Annotated in this window: 17 protein-coding genes and 1 pseudogene; 15 read left to right on the top strand and 3 right to left on the bottom strand. The window is 59.7% G+C overall.

Annotated features, from left to right (window positions below):
- Positions 1-206 precede the first annotated feature (206 nt).
- The 4 genes from AACY49_RS25505 to pgm all read left to right on the top strand — a co-directional run bounded on the left by AACY49_RS25505 (position 207) and on the right by pgm (position 6,532).
- Positions 207-1,229, top strand: a complete 1,023-nt coding sequence (locus AACY49_RS25505; protein WP_258695891.1) for a zinc-dependent alcohol dehydrogenase family protein — start codon at positions 207-209, stop codon at positions 1,227-1,229.
- Between the two features lie 586 nt (positions 1,230-1,815).
- Complete coding sequence (locus tag AACY49_RS25500) at positions 1,816-3,306, top strand: hypothetical protein (protein ID WP_258695890.1); 1,491 nt, start codon at positions 1,816-1,818, stop codon at positions 3,304-3,306.
- A 67-nt stretch (positions 3,307-3,373) separates the two neighbouring features.
- Positions 3,374-4,774 carry an aminotransferase-like domain-containing protein gene (locus AACY49_RS25495; RefSeq protein ID WP_320390651.1) on the top strand — a complete coding sequence of 467 codons (1,401 nt, stop codon included), beginning with the start codon at positions 3,374-3,376 and terminating at the stop codon, positions 4,772-4,774.
- Between the two features lie 111 nt (positions 4,775-4,885).
- The gene (gene pgm / locus AACY49_RS25490) at positions 4,886-6,532 is read left to right on the top strand and encodes a phosphoglucomutase (alpha-D-glucose-1,6-bisphosphate-dependent) (RefSeq protein ID WP_258700630.1); all 1,647 of its coding nucleotides are present in this window, start codon (positions 4,886-4,888) and stop codon (positions 6,530-6,532) included.
- Between the two features lie 208 nt (positions 6,533-6,740).
- Here pgm and AACY49_RS25485 read toward each other — a convergent pair whose 3' ends face one another.
- Entirely contained in the window at positions 6,741-7,436 is a 696-nt protein-coding gene (locus AACY49_RS25485; RefSeq protein WP_339527169.1) for a pirin family protein, read from the bottom strand.
- A gap of 280 nt (positions 7,437-7,716) precedes the next feature.
- Between AACY49_RS25485 and AACY49_RS25480 the strand changes: the two genes are divergently transcribed.
- From AACY49_RS25480 to AACY49_RS25470, 3 genes are all read left to right on the top strand, one after another.
- Entirely contained in the window at positions 7,717-10,191 is a 2,475-nt protein-coding gene (locus tag AACY49_RS25480) for a UvrD-helicase domain-containing protein (protein WP_339527166.1), read from the top strand.
- Between the two features lie 288 nt (positions 10,192-10,479).
- Positions 10,480-11,856: a pyridoxal-phosphate dependent enzyme gene (locus AACY49_RS25475; protein WP_339527163.1), complete on the top strand. Its 1,377-nt coding sequence runs from the start codon at positions 10,480-10,482 to the stop codon at positions 11,854-11,856.
- On the top strand, positions 11,853-13,034 hold the full coding sequence (locus AACY49_RS25470) for a cystathionine gamma-synthase (protein ID WP_258700626.1): 1,182 nt from the start codon (positions 11,853-11,855) through the stop codon (positions 13,032-13,034). The genes AACY49_RS25475 and AACY49_RS25470 overlap by 4 nt, the downstream gene beginning before the upstream one ends.
- Before the next feature lie 121 nt (positions 13,035-13,155).
- Here the strand turns inward: AACY49_RS25470 and AACY49_RS25465 are convergent, their stop codons facing one another.
- On the bottom strand, positions 13,156-13,431 hold the full coding sequence (locus AACY49_RS25465; RefSeq protein ID WP_258700625.1) for a DUF1652 domain-containing protein: 276 nt from the start codon (positions 13,429-13,431) through the stop codon (positions 13,156-13,158).
- Positions 13,432-13,671: 240 nt separating this feature from the next.
- Between AACY49_RS25465 and AACY49_RS25460 the strand changes: the two are divergent.
- The 8 genes and pseudogenes from AACY49_RS25460 to AACY49_RS25425 form a co-directional block, all read left to right on the top strand.
- A pseudogene (locus AACY49_RS25460) lies at positions 13,672-13,860 on the top strand (transposase); the annotation flags it as partial.
- Positions 13,861-14,490: 630 nt separating this feature from the next.
- Positions 14,491-15,948 (top strand): serralysin family metalloprotease, encoded by a 1,458-nt coding sequence (locus AACY49_RS25455; protein ID WP_339527159.1) that lies wholly within the window; start codon positions 14,491-14,493, stop codon positions 15,946-15,948.
- A gap of 91 nt (positions 15,949-16,039) precedes the next feature.
- Positions 16,040-16,462, top strand: a complete 423-nt coding sequence (locus AACY49_RS25450; protein WP_339527157.1) for an AprI/Inh family metalloprotease inhibitor — start codon at positions 16,040-16,042, stop codon at positions 16,460-16,462.
- Positions 16,463-16,673: 211 nt separating this feature from the next.
- The gene (locus tag AACY49_RS25445) at positions 16,674-18,461 is read left to right on the top strand and encodes a type I secretion system permease/ATPase (protein WP_339527155.1); all 1,788 of its coding nucleotides are present in this window, start codon (positions 16,674-16,676) and stop codon (positions 18,459-18,461) included.
- A complete protein-coding gene (locus AACY49_RS25440; protein WP_339527152.1) occupies positions 18,458-19,807 on the top strand; it encodes an HlyD family type I secretion periplasmic adaptor subunit in 1,350 nt (449 codons plus the stop codon). Before AACY49_RS25445 ends, AACY49_RS25440 begins: the two co-directional genes overlap by 4 nt.
- A gap of 2 nt (positions 19,808-19,809) precedes the next feature.
- Positions 19,810-21,174, top strand: coding sequence for a TolC family outer membrane protein (locus AACY49_RS25435; protein ID WP_258700620.1), 1,365 nt, complete (start codon positions 19,810-19,812; stop codon positions 21,172-21,174).
- 168 nt (positions 21,175-21,342) lie between these two features.
- A complete protein-coding gene (locus AACY49_RS25430) occupies positions 21,343-23,040 on the top strand; it encodes a polyurethane esterase (RefSeq protein ID WP_339527148.1) in 1,698 nt (565 codons plus the stop codon).
- 97 nt (positions 23,041-23,137) lie between these two features.
- On the top strand, positions 23,138-24,991 hold the full coding sequence (locus AACY49_RS25425) for a polyurethane esterase (RefSeq protein WP_339527146.1): 1,854 nt from the start codon (positions 23,138-23,140) through the stop codon (positions 24,989-24,991).
- Between the two features lie 208 nt (positions 24,992-25,199).
- Here the strand turns inward: AACY49_RS25425 and AACY49_RS25420 are convergent, their stop codons facing one another.
- A complete protein-coding gene (locus AACY49_RS25420; RefSeq protein ID WP_258700617.1) occupies positions 25,200-25,424 on the bottom strand; it encodes a YgdI/YgdR family lipoprotein in 225 nt (74 codons plus the stop codon).
- Between the last annotated feature and the right edge of the window lie 66 nt (positions 25,425-25,490).

The raw sequence follows: 25,490 nt of genomic DNA, 5'->3' as shown, positions 1-25,490 counted from the left end.
TGAATCTTACGGGGAAAGACTGGTACTCTGCACAGGGTAATTCAGTTTTCCTTGGAAGGCTGCTTCGGTTTTTACGGCATTGGATGATGTCGCCGTCGCTGCGGAATCAATGACAGGCATGTCGACTATTAATGGCCACTGATGGTCTTGGGTAGAAAGCCCAGATAGAGTTCAGGGCATTAGAGGTTATTTTGACGAGGTTTGCGATGTCCCGCACGATCCGTTTTCACAAGTTTGGTCCAGCCGAGGTGCTCAAATGCGAAGAGCATGCGGCCGCTCTGCCTGCGCCGGGCGAAGTGCAGGTGCGTGTCGAGGCGATTGGCATCAGCTGGTACGACATTCTCTGGCGCCAGAACCTGGCTTCGTCCCATGCTCGCCTGCCTTCAGGCCTGGGTCATGAAATGGCCGGCGTGGTCACGGCGCTTGGCGAGGGTGTCGATGACCTGGCTGTCGGTGACAAGGTCGCCAGTTTCCCGGCCGAAAGCCCCAACGACTATCCGGTCTACGGCGAACAGATCGTTCTGCCGCGCTCGGCACTGACCTCTTATCCGGACGTGCTCAGCCCGATCGAAGCCAGCGTGCACTACACGCCGTTGTTGATTGCCTATTTTGCTTATGCCGATCTGGCACGCGTCAAGCCCGGGCAATTCGCTCTGGTGACCGACGCCAGTCATTGCGCCGGGCCGTCGTTCGTGCAATTGGGCAAAGCTCTCGGCGTGCGCGTGATTGCCGCGACCAAATCCGCGGAAGAACGTGAATACCTGCTGTCCCTGGGTGCCGAGAAAGTCATCGTCACCGAAGAACAGGATCTGCTGATGCAGATCAACAAGATCACCGATAACCGCGGCGTCGACGTGGTGTTCGATGGCCTTGGCGGGCCGCAGATGTCGATGCTCGGCGATGTGCTCGCACCTCGCGGCAGCCTGGTGCTCTATGGCCTGCAAGGGGGTAATCAGACGCCGTTCCCGGCCTGCGCAGCGTTCCAGAAAAACATTCAATTCTTCGTGCACTGCATCGGCAACTTCACCGGCAAACCGGAACTGGGCATTATCCAGGATCAGGCTGCACTGCAACGTGCTCTGCGCGACATCAACCAGTTGACTGCCGATCGTGTGCTGCTGCCGCTCAAGACTCGGGTCTTTCCGTTTTCCGAGTTTGTCGAAGCGCACCGCTATATGGACGAATGCCCATGTCGCGAACGGGTCGCCCTTCAGGTCGAACCTGCCTAAGCCCTTTGCATGAGCCTTTTTGTATAAGCGCCTCCAAGAGTCCGTGCCAGCACGGACTCTGCTGCTCGCAACACCTCCCAAATGAGACATCCCATTGATCAGTCAGTGGGCCGGTTCAGCAACTGAACTGGTTTTTGCTCTCGATCTGTATCTTCTAATCATCATATAAGCCCTGATAATTGAATGATTATTTCATCTCAAGGAAAGAGTCATGGCTGGGTATCAGCTTGAAACTTCTCAATGCATGTTGGCAATACATGTTCAACAAATAGTTTCGCCTCCCTCGGTTGTCATGCATTTGCTGGCAACTTCTTTCTTTATTTCTTGTGTTACCTGTCTGTGGGATGTTGTCGGAAATTTCCTAGGAAATCCCGTGCGAGCGCAACACGCCCATTCTACGGGGCATTGCGACGACCTTGCCCTGTCTGGGGTATCCGTGACGTGCAATCATTTCAAATAATTACGCAAAGCTTAAGTGCTAGCATTCGACACTAACCCCGGCACTCCATTCATGACAGGCAACCCGTCGCGCGGTACATACCATTATTTGCGTGGCATCGAACTTATGAGTAACAGGTAAACAATGATGACCCATACCCATGAACAGGCAATGAACTATGTTTATCAACAAGTACTGCAGCGCTTGCTGAGTTTTTTTTCTCGCGCCGAGCGCACGGCATTGCAACTGATGATTCAGCGCCTGGTGGTGTCCGCCGGAGGTATGGAGCGTATCGGTGATTACAAGGTACTGGCGGTCCAGTCCGGATCCCGCGACAGCTGCTACACACTGGCGCTGCTGCGCGCCGCGCAGCTGAGTATCGCCGGCCGGGCACCGGCAACGTTCCAGTTGCGTGTGGCGACGTTGCGCTTGAACGGCACGTCCTCTACCGCCCTGGAAAACATCCATCGCAGCTGCAGTGCATTGTTCCTCTACGACGATCCTCGGGTCGAAGTGTTGATGGTCGACAATCGCGAGGTGCTGCCGTTCAACCACCTGGCGCCGATCTCCGAAGCCGGTCGCGAGTCGAATCGGCTCAATCTGCTGATGGTCGGGCACCGTCGCAGCTGGGACGGACCACTCGATCTGTGGGATGACGGGTACCTGGCAACCGGCGAGTTTTATGGGCAAATCGCCCGCTGGGACAGGGGCGTCGATGTATGGGTCAGTAGCGATACACCCCGTCGGCAGGCGCAGTTTCTCGACGGCTTGAACCGTGCTGCGGCCAAGGCGGGGCTCAAGGCATCGAATCGCAATGAAACGGGCTACGAAGGGTTGTTCGCACGGCTCGATGAGCTGGGTAGCGACTGCTATCGCGAGTTTTATCCTGATTCTGCTCAGGTTGCATGGCGTCCCGCCGACTGTTTTGAAGCCTGCCGTCGCACGACCTTCATCGACATTCACGACATGCTGGTCAGCAATCTGGAGGAGCGCTGGCCGCTGCTCACCGACTTCCTCGGGTTTCAACCTGACGAACTGACCGCTCAACTCAGTGATAACGACTACGTCAGCCCGTCGATCTGCGCGCACCTTCGGGGCTTGCAAGCGTGCTTTGTGCACGGTCGCACCTACGAGTCGGGTGTCGGCGAGTACGTGCAGCGGGCGCTGGTGATGATGCGTCGTAAACGGCTGCCCGAGCGCTTTTGCGAGCAGGCAATGGAGGCCTTTGGCAATCCGCTGACAATGGCCGACCAGCGCGAATTGGCGGCGGCCGAGGCCCAGAAGAACCTCGGTTTGAGCGAAGCCCAACTGGTGTGTCTGCTCTTCGCCCCGTTTGTCGATAACGGCGCGGCGCTTGAGCATTTTCTCCGTCAGCGCCACCCCGGCATGCTCGTGGCGTTGCCGGATTTGCACCGGGCGATGCTGGGCAATTCGGCGCCCGAGCAGGTTCTGCAGTGGATGGTTGATGTCAGCGGGTTGCCGGTCAGTCTGATCGGAAAGCTTTACCGCATGGGGTCGGTGGTTCGCAATGAGGGCGGGGCGCCTGACACGGGAGGCGGCGACGTGGGTGTGCACGCGGAAGTGATCGACCCTGAAAATGAAACGGCCGTGACGGGCGAATGGTCGACGGGCCGGTGAACGTGCCTGGTTTGACGGATTCATCAAGGATGCATCTCGGCGTTTGTAGCGTGTTCGGCTATTACCCATGAAAGGATCACGAGAGACCGATTTTGCGTACCAGGCGGTATACCGTTACCTGAATAACCTGATCAATGAGCCGGGCAGTGATGCACGCGTGCGGCTGCCTTCGTTGCGACAGTTGGCGGACCGTCTGAATGTGTCGATCTCGACCATCCAGTACGCCTATTCGCTGTTGGAGAAGGAAGGGCGCGTCTATTCAGTCGCCAAGTCGGGCTATTACGCACTACCGGTGTCCTCCGTCGGCATGCCCGGCAGCGGCAAGGACCTGCTCGAAACGGTCTATGTCAACGCCAGACGTCCTGGCATGCTGGTGCTGAGCGCCGATGAGCCGGCGTTGTTACAGCCCCTGGATAGCCCGTTGTTGTTGCTGGAGCGAGAATTGCTGCGCCAGTATCCGCGCCAGCCACAACCGCCTTCACAACCCTGCGGCGAGCTGGAACTGCGCACAGCCCTCGCGGCGCGCTACACCACTTCGCCGACACGCTGCTGGCATGCCGATGATGTCTATATCGGCGCAGACCTGCGTGGCGTCCTGGAAATATTGATTGCCGCCCTTGGCCTCAAAGACACGGTAGTGGTGGTCGAGTCGCCGTGCGACTGGGTGATTCTGCGCCTGCTCCAGGGCGCGGATGTGAAGGTGATCGAATTGCCGTTGCAAGCCAATGGCGGTCTGGATCTTGAGCAATTGAACCATTTGCTTGAGACCGAGCGGGTGCGACTGGTGATGCTTTCATCGGGACTGAACATGCCCAGGGGCAGTGTGGCGCCTGACAGCAACAGGCAATCCACCGCACGGCTGCTGGAGCGACATGGCAGTTGGGTGTTGGAAAACGATTGTTACGGCGAACTCGAATTCGAGCCGAACGGCCTGCGGTTTCGCGATCTGCTGGACCCTGACCGGCTGATCGTGTTTTCCACGTTCGAGAAAATCATCGGGTCGGAGGCGCCCTATGGCTATGTGCTTTCGCGACGGCTGCGCGCCGACCTGCAACGGCACTTCTTGCTGCGTGCCTTCCGTTTGTCGCTGATTCGTCAGAAAGCCATCGCACGGCTGTACAGCAACGGACGTATCGATCAACACCTGCAGGTGTTGCGTCGACTGCTCAAGGAACGCATGGTGCAGATGACCCAATTGCTTGAAGAGCGTCTGCCTGATGCGCTGCACTTCGTCGAACCCCGGGGCGGGGCGACGATCTGGATCCGCTCGTTGCGCCAGGTCAATGTACATCGAGTGTTCCAGCGACTGCTCAAGCAGCAAGTGGTCATCGCGCCGGGGGAGTTGTTCAGCCTGCATGGCCTGCACGGGCAGCACTTGCGCCTGAGTCATACGTTCGGCGACGATCACGACCTCATCGCCGCACTGGGGCTGCTGGGGGATGCCTTGCGCCTGGAATCGATCGATTGAACCGGGACGCCAAACATCCTCGATACCTGACATTCGATAACATCGCGCTACGGTCAAACTGTCAGTAAACTGCATCCCTATTCCCGAACCACTCTCTTTCAGAGGTTTTGCATGACACTCAGTCCTTTTGCGGGCAAACCGGCACCGGCAGAACTGTTGGTCGACATCCCGCGACTGGTAACGGCCTATTACACCGGCCAGCCCGATGCAGCCATTTCTACCCAGCGTGTCGCCTTCGGCACGTCCGGACACCGAGGTAGCTCGTTCGACCTGAGTTTCAATGAATGGCACGTTCTGGCCATCAGCCAGGCGATCTGTCTGTACCGCGAAGCCCAGGGCATCGACGGTCCGCTGTTCGTCGGGATCGATACCCACGCGTTGTCCACGCCGGCCGGTGCCAGCGCCCTGGAAGTGCTGGCGGCGAACGGCGTGACGGTGATGATCGCCGAAGGCGACGAGTACACCCCGACGCCAGCCATTTCCCATGCGATTCTTTGCTACAACCGTGGGCGCACCTCGGGCCTGGCGGACGGCATCGTCATCACGCCGTCCCACAACCCGCCGCAAAGCGGTGGCTACAAGTACAACCCAACCAACGGCGGCCCGGCCGACACCCACATCACCAAGTGGATCGAAGCCAAGGCCAACGAGCTGCTGGCGGCCAGGCTCGCCGGCGTCAAACGCATCAGCTACGAACAGGCCCTGAAGGCCAGCACCACCCATCGTCATGATTACCTCAACACCTATGTCGCCGACCTGATCAACGTGATCGACTTCGACGCCATCCGCGATGCGAAGCTGCGTCTGGGTGTCGATCCGCTGGGTGGAGCAGGGGTGCGCTACTGGTCGGCGATTGCCGAGCACTACCGCCTGGACCTGGAAGTGGTGAATAAACAGGTTGATGCGACGTTCCGTTTCATGACCGTCGACTGGGACGGGCAGATCCGCATGGACCCATCGTCCAGCCACGCCATGCAAGGCCTGATCGGTCTGAAGGAGCGCTTCGACGTGGCCTTTGCCTGCGACCCTGACCACGACCGCCATGGCATCGTGACCCCGTCCGGTGGTTTGCTGGCACCGAACAATTACCTCGCGGTGTCGATCGACTACCTGTTCCAGAATCGTCCACAGTGGCGCGCCGATGCGGCCGTGGGCAAAACAGTGGTCAGCAGTGGCTTGATCGATCGCGTTGCCAAACGTCTGGGCCGCCGTCTGTACGAAGTGCCGGTCGGCTTCAAATGGTTTGCCGACGGTCTGTTCGACGGTTCCCTCGGTTTTGGCGGCGAAGAAAGCGCCGGCGCGTCGTTCCTGCGCAAGGACGGCGGGGTCTGGTGCACCGACAAGGACGGGTTGATTCCAGCGCTGCTGGCCGCCGAAATGACTGCTCGTACGGGCCGGGATCCAAGCCAGGCTTATCGTGCATTGACCGATGAACTGGGCGAACCTTTCTCGGTACGGGTCGATGCCAAGGCAAATCCTGAGCAGAAAGCGCTGCTGAGCAAATTGTCGCCGGACCAGGTCACCTCGACTCAACTGGCGGGCGAAGCGATCCAGAGCATCCTCAGCCACGCACCGGGCAACGACCAGGCCATCGGCGGTCTGAAAGTCATGACCGAGAACGGTTGGTTCGCGGCACGGCCGTCGGGCACTGAGGACATCTACAAGATCTACGCAGAAAGCTTTGTCAGTGACGATCACCTCAAGCAACTGGTGGCCGAGGCTCAGACACTGGTGGATGGCGCAATTTCTGCGAAGTGATTGAGGGCTCTGTGGCGAGGGAGCTTGCTCCCGCTGGGGCGCGGAGCGGCCCTCAAATCAGGCGACGCGATCCGTCAGGCATACTGCATCGGCGGGTTTGCGACTGCTTCGCAGCCGGACGGGAGCAAGCTCCCTCGCCACAATGAAAAATGAATAAAAAAGGGCGACCATCCATGGTCGCCCCTTTTTTTGTCCTGCATTTACCGCATCAAGCCACATCCACCAACACGATTTCACTGTCCTCAATCGCCGTCACGCGCAACACCTGCTCATCGGCAACCGCGACACCGTCTCGAGCTTGTGCACGCAAGCCATTGACTTCAATGACACCTGTTGCCGGCACCAGATAAGCGCGGCGGCCGTTGTCCAGACGATATTCCGCTGTTTCCCCGGCTTTCAGATTGGCCGCCACCAGACGCGCATCGGCACGAATGTGCAGGCTTTGATCGTCACCGGCCTTGCCGCTGGCCAGGGTCACGAAACCTTCGCGCTGGCCTTTGGGGAATGGCTTGGCGCCCCACGACGGTGCCGAACCGGCTTCGTTGGGGATGATCCAGATCTGAAAGATCCGGGTCTCGGTTGTTTCCAGGTTGTACTCACTGTGGGCGATCCCGGTGCCGGCGCTCATGACCTGAACGTCGCCCGCTTCGGTGCGGCCCTTGTTGCCGAGGTTGTCCTGGTGGGTAATCGCGCCTTCACGCACGTAGGTGATGATTTCCATGTCCCGGTGCGGGTGTTGCGGGAACCCGGTACCGGCGGCAATCACATCGTCGTTCCACACCCGCAGGTTGCCCCAGTTCATGCGTTTGGGGTCGTGGTATTCGGCGAACGAAAAGTGGTGATGGGCATCCAACCAGCCATGGTGCGCGCCGCCCAGCGAGTTGAAAGGTCTGAGTTCAAGCATGATCGTCTCCTGAAAAGGTTCGTCATGGGGCAGAACGCCTGAGCCACAAAACGAGAACCGGTGGTTGATGGCAAGCATCATCTATCAGGTACTAATCGATAAAAAGCGTAAAAAATGCCTCAATACAATCGAATTAGTTGATATCAAATAACCTCGAAATATTCTCATCCAGCCTTCACTTCATCGCATAAGCCAATGACCTGTAAGCATTTCACTAGAACTCAACGGCAAATGCAGACACCATAGCCCTCAACAGCCTCACACCCTGGAGTCCGTCAGCGTGCCGCAACACACCCCCGATCTTCCTCCCGAACTTCGTCCATTGGCCGAGATGCCGTTGCTCAAGCGCCTGGCCGCCCGGTTCTTTGGCCACGGCCTGACCCGCCTGCGCGCGCAACACCGTGCGTCCTGGCTGCACGGGCAAGCCGACGGTTTTCGCAGCGGCCACAGCGCCGGTGTGGAGTACGGCTATAAGGAAGGCAAGCTCGAAGGGTTGGAGGAAGGTCGGCAGGTTCTGCTGATCCGCGACTCGCGCTCAACCGAGCATCGACCGCCCAATGTCGATGACAATCTGTTCGACGATTGGCGCCTGCCATTGAACGCTGAGCTGAAAAAACGCATGAAGGCCGACGTTGCTAGGCTGCTGCCCGCGCATGCCCAGCCGAGCGCTGCCCAATGGAAGATGATCTTCAGCGACACACCGTCGACCTCGGCGATCGCCGGGGCGGGCGCGGGCAAGTCAACCACGCTGGTGCTGCGAATCCTGCTGCTCAGCCATTACCTGGGGTTTGAGCTGAGTTCGATGACCGTGGTGACCTTCACCCGCGAATCGCGCAAGGACTTCATTAACAAGCTGATCGAGCTGTTTGCCTTGTGGGGCCGGACGCTCAGCCTTAAAGAGGCGCGGGACCTGGTGCGCACCTTTCATTCGCGCATCCTGCCGATGGTTCGCAGCCTGCCGGGTTTCGAGCGGCTGCAAGCCTTCGAAAACCTCAGCTTTCGTGTGCAGGGCGGCGATGAGGAGGTCGACAGCAATCCCTTCGACCTGCGCATCAATGACGCCCAGCGTCAGCAACTCAATGCCTGCTATCACAGCCTGCACACCCGCGATGAGCGCTTTCGCGAGTTGATCAAGCCTTTGTCTCGCCACGCCTTGCAGCTCAAGGAGCTGGAGCGTGATCACCCGGACGTGCAGAAGCGCATGGCAGTGACGGAGCTCGCCGCCAAGCGCGATGAAGAGCTGTGCGACACCATCGAGGATTTGTGGTTTCGCGCGGGTGCTTGGCCAATCAAGGGCATCGAGCCGAATCGCCAGACCTTCGACATCAACGGCTCGACCTTTCATTGCCACGGTTACATTCCGGCGCTGGATGCCTGGGTGGTGTTGGGTTTCGACCCTCGGGAAAACCCGCAGGTCAGCCGTCCAAATACCAAACTTACCGTGCGCGCGGAATGGGCGGTAAAACGCACCCTGTTTCAAGCTTTCTGTCGTAAGCCATTGATATGGCTTGATAGTTACGAGTCTTCAAAGCGTGTTCTGGCCTCTCTTGCCGGTGACGCCAGCGCCGGGCCGGGCTTTGATTACAAGGTCAAGGGCGAGCTCGGTTCCGCGCCGTTGCTGGACTGTTTTGTCGCGGCTGCCGGGTTTATCGAAAACCTCGGCCTGGATGTGCCCAGTGCCGTGGGCCAGATGAGTTTCGCCAAGGATGATCCGGACCGGTTTTTCTTCGAGGCCTTGAGCCTGTTCTGGCGAGCGCTGGAAGATCATCTGCTGGATCAATCGCCACCCGTGATGACCTACAATCGGATGTTTGCCCTGTTCAGCGAGCATTCACCGGAGAATCTCAAGCTGCTCAGCGATGAGCTGCTCAGGCCGATGTCGCACTTGATGATTGACGAGTTTCAGGACGTGTCGCCGCAGATCGTTTCCTGGATCCGCGCCAGCCTGGCCGAGATCCGCAGTCGTGGCCCGGCCATGCATGTGGGGCGCGGCGCGCAACGTTCGTCATTGCTTTGTGTGGGGGACGACTGGCAGTCGATTTACGGCTGGCGCGGTAGCTCGCCGACCTACTTCATGGAGTTCAACAAGGCGTTCCCGTCGCCGAGCACGACCAAGGTGATGCTCAGCGACAACTACCGTAGCCATCAGCACATCATCGACGCGGCGGAGCATATCGTCCGCGCGGCGCCGGCAATCGCCGGCAAGAAGGCCAAGGCCAGCGGCGAGCCCAAGGCGCTGCTGCCGGTGAACGTTCTCGATCGGGATGACCAGGGCATGGCCCAGCGGTTGATCGAGCACTACAAAAAAGGCGATTCAATCTTGATGCTTTATCGAAAAAGTAGCGATAAGTCATTGATAGAAGAGCATATTCAGTCCGTAGTTAATGTGGATTCTAGCTTGCCGTACGACGCGCGAAGGCTCAAGCAACTGACCTATCACAGCGCCAAGGGCCTGCAAGCTGATGCGGTATTCCTGCTGGGCGATTGCCAGCATCTGACCAGCTCGCCTTACAAGAACCAGGTCTATCGCATGGCCGGACTCGGCAAGGCCGGCGACAGCGAGCCCTACGACAGCGCGCAGAAAGACGAGATTTTGCGGCTGGCCTACGTGGGCATCACCCGCGCGGTGAGCCATTGCTACTGGTATGTCGATGGCCAGGATACCCAGGCGGTGAATATGCCCAAGGCCTCCGATAGGATCGGCAAGGGCAAAGTGTTTTTTGCCGATCACCGTCAAGGAAAAGTGCTGGCCTGACCCTTAAGAGAGTCTTGAGTCAGAAGAACCCGTGGCGAGGGAGCTTGCTTCCGCTTGAGTGCGCAGCACTCACAAAAATCGGCAATGGTTCTCGGATTTTTGGGGCCGCTACGCGACCCGGCGCGAGCAAGCTCGCTCGCCACAGAGACGCTACCGACTGGCTGCGAAAAGTTGCGAGGGGCGCAATCCCGGCCTATGGTCCAAGCGAGACTTTGCTTGCGACTGGCGCGCTTGGCTGGCCGCAGGTCGCTGTCCATCCAGTGCGGATATCCGCAGCGAGGTGACGACATGCCTAACGACTCCCGTCCTGCCGTGCTCGAACTGATTGGCAATACGCCACTGGTGCGTGTCAGCCGCTTCGATACCGGTCCGTGCACACTGTTTCTCAAACTCGAATCGCAGAACCCCGGCGGTTCGATCAAGGACCGCATCGGCCTGGCGATGATCGACGCCGCCGAGCGCGATGGTCGCCTGCGCCCTGGCGGCACCATTGTCGAGGCCACTGCTGGCAACACCGGTCTGGGTCTGGCACTGGTCGGCCGCGCCAAGGGTTACCGGGTGGTGCTGGTGGTGCCGGACAAGATGTCCACCGAGAAGGTCCTGCACCTCAAGGCGATGGGCGCCGAGGTGCACATCACCCGCTCCGACGTCGGCAAGGGCCATCCCGATTATTACCAGGACGTCGCTGCGCGGCTGGCCAAAGACATTCCCGACGCCTTCTTCGCCGATCAGTTCAACAACCCGGCCAACCCGCTGGCCCACGAATGCAGCACCGCGCCGGAGATCTGGGCGCAAACCCAGCATGATGTGGATGCCATCGTCGTCGGCGTCGGTTCGGCCGGCACGCTGACCGGGCTCACCCGCTTCTTCCGCCGCGTACAGCCGAACCTGGAAATGGTACTGGCCGATCCGGTCGGCTCGGTGATGGCCGAGTACAGCCGCAGCGGCACCCTCGGCACGCCCGGATCGTGGGCGGTGGAAGGCATCGGCGAGGATTTCATTCCGTCGATTGCCGACCTGTCCAGCGTGCGCCACGCCTATTCGATCAGCGACGAGGAAAGTTTCGATCATGCCCGCCAACTGCTGCGCGCCGAAGGCATTCTTGGCGGCTCTTCGACCGGTACCTTGCTGGCGGCGGCATTGCGTTACTGCCGCGAGCAAACCGAGCCGAAGCGGGTGGTCAGTTTCGTCTGTGACACCGGCACCCGCTACCTGTCGAAGATCTACAACGACCAGTGGATGAACGATCAGGGTCTGCTTGCGCGCAAGCGCTACGGCGATTTGCGTGACCTGATCGCCCGGCGCTTCGAGGATGGCCGGGTGGTCAGCGTGGGGCCGGACGACACCTTGCTCACAGCGTTCCAGCGCATGCGCCTGGCGGATGTATCGCAACTGCCGGTGCTGGTGGATGGGCAGCGGCTGGTCGGGGTGATCGACGAGTCTGACATTCTGCTTGGCGTGCACGAAGACGCTACGCACTTCCGAATGACCGTGACCAGCGCGATGACCGACAAGCTCGAAACCCTGCCTCCCGGCGCCAGTCTTGCTGAACTGGAGGTGGTGCTCGACCGTGGGCTGGTGGCGATCATCGCCGACACCTCGGGCTTTCACGGCTTGATTACTCGTGTCGACATGCTCAATCACTTGCGGAGATCCCTCGCATGAGCCAGCACGATGAAACCGTCGCGCCACGCGGCTTCGCCACCCGTGTGATCCATGCCGGGCAGACGCCGGACCCTACCACCGGGGCGCTGATGCCGCCGATTTACGCCAACTCCACCTATGCGCAGCAGAGCCCCGGTGTGCACAAGGGCTTCGACTACGGGCGCTCGCACAACCCGACGCGCTTTGCCCTGGAGCGTTGTGTGGCGGACCTTGAGGGTGGCACCCAGGCGTTTGCCTTCGCGTCCGGGCTGGCGGCGATCGCGACGGTGCTCGAGCTGCTCGACGCTGGCGCGCACATCGTTTCTGGCAATGATCTGTACGGCGGAACATTCCGACTGTTTGAACGGGTGCGCCGACGCAGCGCCGGGCATCGCTTCAGTTTCGTCGAACTGACGGACCTGGCGGCCTTCGAAGCGGCGCTGCAGGACGACACGCGAATGGTCTGGGTCGAGACGCCGAGCAATCCTTTGCTAAGCCTCACCGATCTCACCGCCGTCGCGCGGATCTGTCGCGAGCGAGGCATCATCTGTGTGGCTGACAACACCTTTGCCAGCCCGTGGATCCAGCGTCCGCTGGAACTGGGCTTCGACATCGTGTTGCACTCGACCACCAAGTACCTGAACGGCCACTCCGACGTGATCGGCGGCATCGCGGTGGTCGGGCAGAATGCCGAACTGAGCGAGCGCCTGGGGTTTCTGCAGAACGCGGTGGGGGCGATTGCCGGACCGTTCGACGCTTTTCTCACCCTGCGCGGCGTGAAGACGTTGGCATTGCGCATGGAGCGCCATTGCAGCAACGCGCTGGAGCTGGCGCAATGGTTGGAGAGGCAACCGCAGGTGGCGCGCGTTTTTTATCCGGGCCTGGCATCGCACCCGCAGCACGAACTGGCGCGGAGGCAGATGCGCGGATTCGGCGGGATGATTTCCCTCGAGCTGAACAGCGACCTGGCTGGTGCCAGACGTTTCCTGGAGAGTGTGCGGATCTTCGCCTTGGCCGAGAGCCTGGGCGGGGTGGAAAGCCTGATCGAGCACCCGGCGATCATGACCCACGCCACCATCCCGGCAGAAACCCGCGCGAAGCTCGGTATCAGCGATGCGCTTGTGCGTTTGTCAGTGGGGGTCGAGGATGTCGAAGACCTGCGCGCCGATCTGGCTCAGGCCCTGTTGCTGATGGGTTAAGCGCAATCCATGTGGGAGCGGGCTTGCTCGCGAAGGCGGTGTGCCAGGCAACATCAATGTCGAGTGATACTCCCTCTTCGCGAGCGAGCCCGCTCCCACAGGTTTTGTGGAACAGCGACTGTCAGGCGTAATTCCCGAGCGCCGCCGGTGGAATGAACGTCTCCAGTTCATCTTCCACGGCTTCGATTATCCGTTCTACATCGGCAGCATTCATGACCGTTGCACAAGGAATACCGGCAATGGCGATCATGGTTTCGCCACTGGCGCGATCGAACAGGCGGGCAACCATGCTGCCCGGCGCATCCATGGTCGCCTCGAAACCCATGGGATGAAAATGCCAGCGCATCAGCTGGCAGGCATTTGGAAAAGTGACCTTACTGAATGAGCCTTGATTCATGTGTTGCCCACCTTCTTCATCGAGCGCTTCCTTTAGCTCATGTTAGGAGGGAAGAGCCTTCAATGGCTCAACCGGTGACTGCCTTTAAAAGTAGCACCCGGATGTGAAAATCATGTGGAATTTTTCAGTCCGTTTAGCGATTGGTTCAATTTTTTTGACGCAGGTCATGAGATACCGGCATTTCGGCCAAAGACCAGCATCGCCGGGCATCCCGTTGGTCATTGAAGCCCGGACGACTTTTTGACTTGGGTGGTGATGCCAGACCCTATGCACTGTTTGGTAGAACTTCGGGATAAAACGCTGCCCGAGCTGATGTGTCGAATCAAGTCCCGAAGTAGTCTGGCCGTTAATCAGGCGCTAGGGCGAAGCGGGCGTTTGTGGCAGAAGGGCTATCACGATCGAGCGGTTCGGCAGGAGGAGGATGTGAAAGGGCCGTTGCGGCCCAGCCGGTGAATGTAGTGAGTTCGGTGTTGCCACTCATGGGATACCTCCAGATCAGGAGACAAGGGCTTTGGCGGCTCGGAGGCTGCGACGGAGCCAGGGAAGGGGACGGTCGGGCAACGCTGATCAGCGGCCAAGGCGTAATGATTCTAGCAGCTCGGGATGACGAGGATGGTCTGAGGCCCGTTTCGGCCGCGGGAAATGTGATGCGCGGTGCCGGTATTTTCCCGTGTAGTCACGGAGCACTGCCCCTGGCCACTACTACAACTAACTGAACGTTTAATTAGTTGATGGCAATGCACTGGCACTTATATTAACTAGTCCGAAAAACGAGAACACCTCAACAAAAAACAACTTATTTCTATTTAATATTTAAATAGAAGATTGTCAGACAATCAGGTTGAAACCCTGAACTACAAACAATATTTCGACAGCGCACGCACTGTTTACGGGGGGTTGTCTGGAATAGTTCAATTTGACGTCAAAAAAAACGTAGACGTTTGATTTCGAATTGTGTCAGTTTTTATACGCCTTCATTGGGCGAGTGATAGGACGATCTCGCCAGAGATTGTCGTATCGGACAAAAACTGTTCCATTGCTAAACAAGGAAGTGTGTTTATGTCGAAAGTAAAAGACAACGCTATTGATCTTGCCGAACAGGCCTTTGCGCCATTGCAAGCGCTGGCTGCACCCAGTTCCGCCTACAACCAGATCGATAGTTTCAGCCATCAGTATGATCGGGGCGGCAATCTCACGGTCAATGGCAAACCCTCCTTCTCCGTCGAAGAGGCCGCTACCCAGCTGCTGCGCGACGGGGCTGCCTACCAGGACAAGGACGGCAGCGGCAAAATCGAACTGACCTATACGTTCCTGACCTCGGCCTCGTCGAGCACCATGAACAAGCATGGCATTACCGGGTTCAGCCAGTTCAATACGCAACAGAAAGCCCAAGCCGCACTCGCCATGCAATCCTGGGCCGACGTGGCCAAAGTCACCTTCACTGAAAAAACCACTGGCGGCGACGGTCACATGACTTTCGGCAACTACAGCGGCGGTCAGGACGGCGCGGCGGCATTCGCCTATCTGCCTGGCACAGGGGCAGGTTATGACGGTACTTCCTGGTACTTGACCAACAGCAGCTACACGCCGAACAAGACGCCGGACCTGAACAACTACGGCCGTCAGACCCTGACTCACGAAATCGGTCACTCTCTGGGCCTGGCTCACCCCGGCGACTACAACGCCGGTGAAGGCACGCCGACCTACAATGACGCGACTTACGGGCAAGACACCCGCGGCTACAGCGTCATGAGTTACTGGAGTGAAAGCAATACCGACCAGAACTTCAGCAAGGGCGGCGTGGAAGCCTATTCCTCCGGCCCGCTGATGGACGATATCGCTGCCATCCAGAAACTCTACGGTGCCAACACCACCACCCGTACGGGTGACACCACCTACGGCTTCAACTCCAATGCCGGTCGCGACTTCCTGAGCGCGTCTTCGTCGTCGGATAAAGTCGTGTTCTCGGTGTGGGATGCGGGCGGCAAGGACACCCTGGATTTCTCCGGTTTCACCCAGAACCAGAAGATCAACCTCAATGAAGCCTCGTTCTCCGACGTTGGCGGCCTGGTGGGCAACGTGTCCATCGCCAAGGGCGTCACCGTCGAGAACGCGGTTGGCGGTTCGGGCAGCGACCTGTTGATCGGTAACAGCGTGTCCAACGAGCTGAAGGGCGGTGCCGGCAACGACATCCTCTACGGCGCGGGCGGTGCGGACAAACTGTGGGGCGGCTCGGGTTCGGACACCTTCGTGTTCGCGGCCAGCAGCGATTCCAAGCCAGGTGCCGTCGACCAGATCCTCGATTTCGTCAGTGGCCTGGACAAGATTGACCTGACCGGCATCACCAACGGTGCGGGCCTGCACTTCGTGAATTCGTTCACCGGTGCGGCAGGCGATGCAGTGTTGACCACTTCGGGCGGCAACAGCCTGTTGTCGGTGGACTTCTCCGGGCACGGCGTGGCTGACTTCCTGGTCAGCACCGTTGGCCAGGCGGCGTACTCGGACATCGTGGCCTGATTCAAGGCAAAAAAGAGGGCGGCGCCTGACGCGCCGCTCTCTGTCCCTTGAACGGCAGGTGCCAAGGCTACAACCCAGAGTAAAACGCCCTATGATCCATAACGCTTTTACCTACAAAGCAACCGCGTGGCTGTTGGCGACGCTGATGATGTTTCTTGGAGATGCAGCCATGGCACGCAGTCTGAAATTAGCCGACCCATCGGAACTCGCGGGGAAATGGCAGGCCACCTTGAACACCGCACAAGACTCGGCGGAGTCCCGGGCGCTACAAGACAAGCCGTCGAATGTATGCACGGTCGAGCTTAAATCGAACCAGACCCTGGGTGAGGGGGCCGACTGCCTCGGCGCCTGGCTGAACGAGTCGGCGATTGGCTGGTTTCCGGAACCGGATGGCATTGCCGTGACCGGCAAAGAAGGCTCAAGAATAGTGTTCTTCAGCCGACAGCATGAGGGGCTTTATAAAAGTACCTTGAAGTCGGGCCTGATTATTACGCTCAAGCGCGAAGCGCATTAGGCGAAAACAACCGGACCGGCATCAGGCGCTGAATATAAAGCCCATTGTTGCAGTTATAAGCAGCCGATCAATAACTGGAATTCTTTAAAGAACATAAGAGTTGTTATGGATGTGTCAGCGATAACCGGCAAAAGAATGTCTCGGCCCGTGTGCGGACAGTTAACTGGAAACTCGCCAAGTAAGGCGAGGAATAACACCTCAGGAAAAACCAATGAAGATGGCGAAGAGCCCGGCCACTGCACCGTTATTCAAGGCACTGGGCGACTATAAAAGCATCCTGATCAGCGTCGGGTGTTTTACCGCGTTGATTAATGTGCTGATGTTGGTCCCGTCGATTTATATGCTCCAGGTCTATGATCGGGTGCTGTCTTCGCAAAACGAAACCACACTGGCGATGTTGTCGTTGATGGTGGTGGGGTTCTTTGCCTTTATCGGGCTGCTGGAGATCGTGCGCAGCTTCATCGTCATCCGTATCGGCAGCCAATTGGAGCGCCGCTTCAACCTGCGGGTGTATCAGGCCGCTTTCGAGCGCAACCTGTTCAAAGGCGAGGGCAACGCTGGGCAATCGCTGGGCGACCTGACCCACATTCGCCAATTCGTCACCGGCCCGGCGCTGTTTGCCTTCTTCGATGCGCCGTGGTTTCCGGTCTATCTGTTCGTGATCTTTCTGTTCAATGTCTGGCTCGGCGTATTGGCCACCGCAGGCGCGGTGCTGCTGATCGGGTTGGCCTGCCTCAACGAGGCCATGACCAAAAAGCCTTTGGGCGAAGCCGCGGGTTTTTCCCAGAAGTCCAGCCAACTGGCCACCAGTCACCTGCATAACGCCGAAACCATTCAGGCGATGGGCATGCTCGGCGCGTTGCGCAAGCGCTGGTTTGAGGTGCACTCGCGTTTTCTCGGCTTGCAGAATCAGGCCAGCGACACCGGCGCGGTCATCAGTTCCCTGAGCAAAACCCTGCGCCTGTGCCTGCAATCCCTGGTGCTGGGGCTGGGCGCCTTGCTGGTGATCAAGGGCGACATGACCGCCGGGATGATGATCGCCGGTTCCATCCTGATGGGCCGGGTGCTGAGCCCCATCGATCAGTTGATCGCCGTGTGGAAACAATGGAGCGGCGCCAAACTCGCTTACCGCCGGCTCGACGCCTTGCTCCAAGCCTTTCCACCGAGTGACGAGGCCATGGCGCTGCCGGCGCCGAAAGGCCAGATCACGTTCGAGCAAGTCAGTGCCGGCCCGCCAGGGCAACGGGCAGCGACCTTGCACATGGTCAATTTCAACCTGGGCGCCGGAGAGGTGCTGGGCGTGCTCGGGGCTTCCGGGTCTGGTAAATCGACCCTGGCACGGGTGCTGGTCGGCGTCTGGCCGACGTTGGGCGGCACGGTGCGCCTCGACGGCGCGGACATTCATCGCTGGAACCGCGACGACCTCGGTCCTTACATCGGCTATCTGCCCCAGGACATCGAGCTGTTCAGCGGCAGCATCGCCGAAAACATCGCCCGGTTCCGTGAGGCGGATCCGCAAAAAGTCGTCGAAGCCGCGCAACAGGCCGGCGTCCATGAACTGATCCTGCGCATGCCCCAGGGCTACGACACCGTGCTTGGCGAGGACGGCAGCGGTTTGTCCGGTGGCCAGAAGCAACGTGTGGCCCTGGCTCGCGCGCTGTACGGCAACCCGAGCCTGGTGGTGCTGGATGAACCGAACTCCAACCTCGACACCGTCGGCGAAGCAGCACTGGCTGGCGCCATCGCGCACATGAAGGCCCGTGGCACCAGCGTGATTCTGGTCACCCATCGTTCTTCGGCCCTGGCCCAGGCCGACAAGTTGCTGGTGCTCAACGAAGGTCGCTTGCAGGCCTTCGGCCCAAGCCAGGAAGTGCTGAAGGCCCTGTCGGGTAATCAGCCTGCCAATCAGGAACCACCACGTGAAAAAGCCGCGCAGGCACCGGGCGGGCTCAGCATGAGCCGGCAGTATCAGCCCACGACCAGGAATTCGGGTGTATGAGCAGCGCACGCATGAACAACGACAGCGAAGCGACGATGGAACACGATTACATTGCCGAACGCCCTGAGCGCGACGCCCGTTTCTTCGCCCGCATGGGCTGGATTCTGGCGATTGTCGGCGCCGGCAGTTTTTTCACCTGGGCGAGCCTGGCGCCGCTCGATCAAGGCATTCCGGTGCAGGGCACCGTGGTCGTTTCGGGTAAGCGCAAAGCCGTGCAATCGATGAGCAGCGGCGTGATCAGCCAGATTCTGGTGCGCGAAGGGCAAGTGGTGAAGCAGGGCCAGCCGCTGTTCCGCCTCGACCAGACCCAGGTCGCCGCCGACGTGCAATCGCTGCAAGCGCAATACCGCATGGCGTGGGCCAGCCTGGCGCGCTGGCAGAGTGAACGGGACAACCTCAAGCAGGTGAATTTCCCCGCCGAACTGAGCAACGATCCTGATCCGCGCCTGGCCCTGGTGCTCGAAGGCCAACGGCAATTGTTCAGCAGCCGTCGCGAAGCCTTTTCCCGTGAGCAAGCGGCCCTGCGCGCGAACATCGAAGGTGCCGGCGCGCAACTGGCCGGCATGCGCCGCGCGCGCACCGACCTGACGGCCCAGGCCAGTTCCCTGCAACAACAGTTGAGCAATCTTCAGCCCTTGGCAGACAACGGCTACATCCCGCGCAACCGCTTGATGGAATACCAGCGTCAGCTGTCGCAAGTGCAGCAACAGCTGGCCGAGAACACCGGCGAAAGCGGTCGGGTGGAGCAGGGCATCCTCGAATCCCGGCTGAAGCTGCAACAGCATAGCGAGGAATACCAGAAGGAAGTGCGCAGCCAACTGGCCGACGCGCAGCTCAAAAGCGTGACCCTGGAAGAGCAACTGACTTCCGCCGGCTTCGACCTGCAACACAGCGAAATCATCGCCACCGCCGACGGCATCGCCGTCAACCTCGGGGTTCACACCGAAGGCGCGGTGGTGCGTCAGGGCGACACCCTGCTGGAGATCGTCCCGCAAGGCACGAGTCTTGAGGTGGAAGGGCATTTGCCGATCAACCTGATCGACAAAGTCGGCACGCACTTGCCGGTGGACATCCTGTTCACCGCGTTCAACCAGAGCCGCACCCCGCGAGTGCCGGGTGAAGTCAGCCTGATCTCCGCCGACCAGATGGTCGATGAGAAAACCGGTGTGCCGTATTACGTGCTGCGCAGCAGCGTCAGCGATCAGGCCATGGAAAAACTCAACGGCCTGGTGATCAAACCCGGCATGCCGGCAGAGATGTTCGTGCGCACCGGTGAACGTTCACTCCTCAACTATTTGTTCAAACCGCTGCTCGACCGGGCAGGCTCCGCGTTGACCGAGGAATAAGGATGTTCGGTTGTATGAAAAAGCTTTCCCTGCTCGCAGCGACCCTGGGGTTGCTGACGTGCAACAGCGCGATGGCCATGGGACCGTTCGACATTTACGAGCAAGCCTTACGCAATGATCCGGTGTTCCTCGGTGCCATCAAGGAGCGCGATGCGGGCCTTGAAAACCGTGCCATTGGCCGCGCCGGGCTGTTGCCTAGGCTGGGTTACAACTACAACAAGGGCCGTAACTCCTCCAAGGTCACGCAACTGAATGACCGCGGTAACAGCCAGAGTGAAGATCGCAACTACAGCAGCTACGGCTCGACCTTGACCTTGCAACAGCCATTGCTCGATTACGAGGCTTACGCGGCGTATCGCAAAGGCGTGGCGCAATCGCTGTTTGCTGATGAAAACTTCCGGGGCAAGAGCCAGGAGCTGCTGGTTCGGGTGCTGGAGAACTACACCAAGGCGTTGTTCGCTCAGGACCAGATCGACATTGCGCGAGCGAAGAAAAAAGCCTTCGAGCAGCAGTTTCAGCAGAACGAGCAGATGTTCCGCCAAGGGGAGGGCACGCGCACCGATATCCTCGAAGCCGAGTCCCGTTACGAACTGGCGACCGCCGAGGAAATCGAGGCGCGTGACGAACAGGATGCAGCTCTGCGGGAACTGGGCGCCCTGATTGGCGTAGCCGCCATCGACATTGGCGACCTGACGCCACTGGACCAGAACTTCCAGACCTTCACCCTGCAACCGGCCAATTACGACACCTGGCACGAGATGGCGGTGGCCAACAACCCGAACCTGGCCTCCCAGCGTCAGGCGGTGGAAGTGGCGCGCTACGAGGTCGAGCGCAACCGCGCCGGGCACCTGCCGAAAGTCAACGCCTACGCCTCGATGCGCCAGAACGAATCGGAAAGCGGTAACACCTATAACCAGCGCTACGACACCAACACCATCGGCATCGAAGTCAACATGCCGCTGTACGCCGGTGGCGGCGTCTCGGCCTCGACCCGGCAGGCCAGCCGCACCATGGAACAGGCCGAGTACGAACTGGACGGCAAGACCCGGGAAACCTTGATCCAGCTGCGCCGCCAGTTCAGCGCCTGCCTGTCGGGGGTCAACAAGTTGCGGGCTTATCAGAAGGCCCTGACGTCGGCCGAAGCGCTGGTGGTCTCGACCAAGCAAAGCATTCTGGGCGGCGAACGGGTCAACCTCGATGCGCTCAACGCCGAACAACAACTGTTTACCACCCGCCGGGACCTGGCCCAGGCGCGCTACGACTATTTGATGGCCTGGACCAAATTGCACTACTACGCCGGCACCTTGAGCGAGCAGGACCTTGCCAAAGTGGATGAGGCGTTCGGCCAAGGCCCGAAAACTCAGTAGCCGCAAGCCCGCTCCCACAGGTCCCGCACCTTGACTGACAGGATTGGGCAGGCCTCGAGCCACAGGGATTTTGGCAACGCAACTAATGCTCGGCTCCCGGGAAAAGGACCACGGTGTGAGCCTGACCCTGGACTGGCAGTTCTGATTTGACGCAAAGGAAGCAACAACATGGGACTGTTTGATTATAAAAATGCCGGCAGTGAGGCCGGCAAGGCGTTGTACTCCGACGCAATCGCGCTGACGCTCTACGCGTACACGCCCACCGGCCAGCCATTGCCGGCAACCGCTTGGGCACCGATTGGCGCGGCAGCGTTGGGCTATCAGGGCAAGGTCGGGCCTCAAGGCACCTTCTATGGCGAGAAGGACGGCTTCACCAGCGCTGAAGCCGAAATCCTCGGTAAATACGACGGGGCAGGAAAGCTGATCGGCCTCGGTATCGCCTTCCGTGGCACCGGCGGCCTGGGGTATAGCGACACCTTCGGCGACATGAAAAACAACCTGCTGGCCGCAGTCGGCCCGGCGGATTACGCGGCGAACTACGCGAAAAACGCCTTCGATACCTTGCTCAAAAACGTCGCCGTGTTTGCCATCGCCCACGGCCTGAGCGCCAAGGACGTGCTGGTCAGCGGGCACAGCCTCGGCGGGTTGGGCGTCAACAGCCTGGCGGAGTTGAGCGGCAATAACTGGGGCGGCTTCTTCAAGGACGCCAACTACATTGCCTTTGCCTCGCCGACCCAAAGCGCCACCGGCAACAACGTGCTGAACATCGGCTACGAAAACGACCCGGTGTTTCGCGTACTCGACGGCACCACCTTCAGCAGTGGCTCGCTGGGCAAGCATGACGGCCATCAGGAGTCGGCGACCAACAACATCGTCAACTTCAATGACCAGTACGCCTCCACCGCGCAGAACCTGGTGCCGTTCAGCATCCTTAACCCGCTGAACTGGTCGGCCCATGGCTCGTTGGGCTATGCCGACGGCCTGAACCGGGTGATCGACTCGCGCTTCTACGACCTCACCGACAAGGACTCGACACTGATCGTGTCCAACCTGTCGGAATCGTCCCGAGGCACGACCTGGGTCGAGGACCTGGGCCGCAGCGGCGAGCCCCACACCGGCAGCACTTTCATTATCGGCACCGACAGCAATGACTTGCTCAAGGGCGGCGCGGGTAATGACTTCATCGAAGGCCGTGACGGTAACGACCGCTTCCGCGATGACGGTGGCTACAACCTGCTGCTGGGCGGCAAGGGCAGCAACACCTTCGAGCTGCAGAAGCCGTTGCAGAACTTCAGTTTTGCCCATGACGGCGACGGCACCCTGTATGTGCGCGATGCCTACGGTGGCATCAGCATGACCCGTGACATCGACGCGCTGGTGAGCAAGGAGTCGGGTTCGTGGTGGGGCAGCAAGGAGGTGACCTACAACGTCACCGCCAATGGCTTGATCAATGGCACTGAACTGACCCACTACAACCACTCGCTCAACGGCAATGCCTACGGCAACACGCTGGTGGCCAGCGTCGACGGTGACTGGTTGTTCGGCAATGCCGGCGACGACCTGCTGCGTAGCGACAAAAGCCACGTGACCCTCGTCGGTGGCGCGGGCAATGACGTGATGCAGGCCTCGGGCGGCGGCAACACCTTCCTGTTCAGCGGCGCCTTCGGCTTTGACGCGATCAATGGCTATCAGGGCAGCGACAAACTGGTGTTCATGGGCGTCCAGGGCGCGGGGCAGGGCTATGACTACACCCAGCACGCTTCACAGGCCGGCAACGACACGGTGCTCAAGATTGGCGATTACGCCGTAACGCTGGTGGGCGTGGGTCTGGATAATCTCTCGGCTTCGGGAATTACGTTTGCGTAAAGGCTGCATGCACTAAATGCTCCGGGGCGCCTCGTCAGTGAGGCGCCTCGGTTGTGAGCTATCTCTGACAATTCCAACAAAGAGAGAGGCAATACCCATGGGTGTGTATGACTACAAAAACTTCGGTACGGCAGACTCCAAGGCGTTGTTCAGCGACGCCATGGCGATCACGCTGTATTCCTATCACAACCTCGATAACGGTTTCGCCACCGGTTACCAGCAAAACGGTTTCGGCCTGGGTTTGCCGGCAACCTTGGTCACTGCGCTGATCGGCGGCACCGATTCCCAGGGGGTCATCCCCGGCATTCCCTGGAACCCCGATTCGGAAAAGGCCGCACTCGACGCCGTGCAAAAAGCCGGCTGGACGCCGATCACCGCCGCGCAACTGGGCTATGACGGCAAGACCGACGCTCGCGGAACCTTCTTCGGCGAGAAGGACGGTTACACCAGCGCTCAAGTAGAGATCCTTGGCAAGTACGACGCCCAGGGCCATCTCACCGAAATCGGCATCGCCTTTCGTGGCACCAGCGGTCCACGGGAAATCCAGATCGGCGACTCCATCGGTGATGTGATCAACGATTTGCTGGCGGCATTGGGGCCCAAGGATTACGCGAAAAACTACGTGGGCGAGGCCTTCGGCAATTTGCTCGGCAACGTCGCGGCATTTGCCCAGGCCAATGGGCTGTCGGGCAAGGACGTGCTGGTCAGCGGCCACAGCCTCGGCGGGTTGGCGGTCAACAGCCTGGCGGACTTGAGCAGCAACAAATGGTCCGGGTTCTACCAGGATTCCAACTACATCGCCTACGCCTCGCCGACCCAAAGCAGCAACGACAAAGTGCTGAACGTCGGTTATGAAAACGACCCGGTGTTCCGTGCCCTCGATGGCTCGTCGTTCAACCTGTCCTCGGTAGGCGTGCACGATGCCGCCAAGGATTCGACGACCGATAACATCGTCAGCTTTAACGACCACTACGCCTCGACGGCGTGGAACGTGCTGCCGTATTCCATCCTCAACATTCCCACCTGGATCTCGCACTTGCCCACCGGTTACGGCGACGGCATGACCCGGGTGCTGGAGTCGACGTTCTACGACCTGACCAGCAAGGATTCGACGATCATCGTCGCCAACCTCTCGGACCCGGCGCGCAGCAACACCTGGGTCCAGGACTTGAACCGCAACGCCGAAACCCACAAAGGCAGCACGTTCATCATCGGCAGCGACGGCAGTGATCTGATCCAGGGCGGCAAAGGCAACGACTACCTGGAAGGTCGCGACGGTAACGACACCTTCAGGGATGGCGGTGGCTACAACATCCTGTTGGGCGGCAAGGGCAGCAACGTGCTGGACCTGCAGCAGTCGGTGAAGAACTTCGTCTTTGCCAATGACGGTGCCGGCAACCTGTACGTGCGCGATGCCAATGGCGGCATCAGCATCACCCGTGACATCGGCAGCATCGTCACCAAGGAGCCGGGGTTTCTCTGGGGCGTGTTCAAGGATGACGTGACCCACAGCGTCACCGCCAATGGCCTCACCGTCGGTAGCAACCTGACCCAGTACGCCTCAAGCGTGAAGGGCACCACCGGAGCCGACACCCTCAAGGCCCACGCAACGGGCGACTGGCTGTTTGGCCTCGATGGCAACGACCATTTGCTTGGCAGCACCGGCAACGACGTGTTTGTCGGCGGCGCGGGTAATGACCTGATCGAGTCAGGCGGCGGGGTCGATACCTTCCTGTTCAGTGGCGCGTTTGGCCAGGACCGGGTGGTGGGCTATCAAGCCAACGACAAACTGGTGTTCCTCGGGGTTCAGGGCGTTGCGCCGAACGACGACTACCGGGCCCATGCCACGGCGGTGGGGCAGGATACGCTGCTGACGTTTGGCGGTGATTCGGTGACCCTGGTGGGGGTTGGGCTGGACAGTTTGTCCGGAAGTGGGGTTGTGATCGCCTGAGGGTGATGCGGCGCCGGTAAGGGCCTCTTCGCGAGCAAGCCTGGCTCCTACAGGACGGTCCAAAAAAACTGGACCACAACAGGCTTGCCCGCGAAAAAAGCACCGCGGTTTTTCAGGTATTACGCGTCATCGTTCTTCGCGGGCAAGCCCCGCTCCCACAGGTTCTGCGTTTTAACTTACCGGCATGATGAGTAGCCCGCTCAGAGGATCAGTCCTCCTTGCGAACCGTGGCCACGTCATCGGCGCGGACTTTCACCTTCGCTCCGGAAATATCTTCAAACTCGAAGAAACCGTCCTTGCCCTTGGTGTTCGGCATGTCCTTGGTCAAATACTGGGTGCCGTTCTGCAGGGTCACGACCGTTGGCGTCGAGCAACCGGCCAGGGCCAAAAAGGCCGCTGCCGCCAGGGGCAAACCCAGAGTCTTGAAATTCATACACACCTCACATCACTCAATAAAAACAGCGCGAACGCCTCGCTTGAGGTCAATCGTCACTGTGCT

Source organism: Pseudomonas sp. EL_65y_Pfl2_R96 (assembly GCF_963970905.1).
Classification (GTDB): Bacteria; Pseudomonadota; Gammaproteobacteria; order Pseudomonadales; family Pseudomonadaceae; genus Aquipseudomonas.
This window is presented reverse-complemented; position numbering and strand designations above follow the sequence as displayed.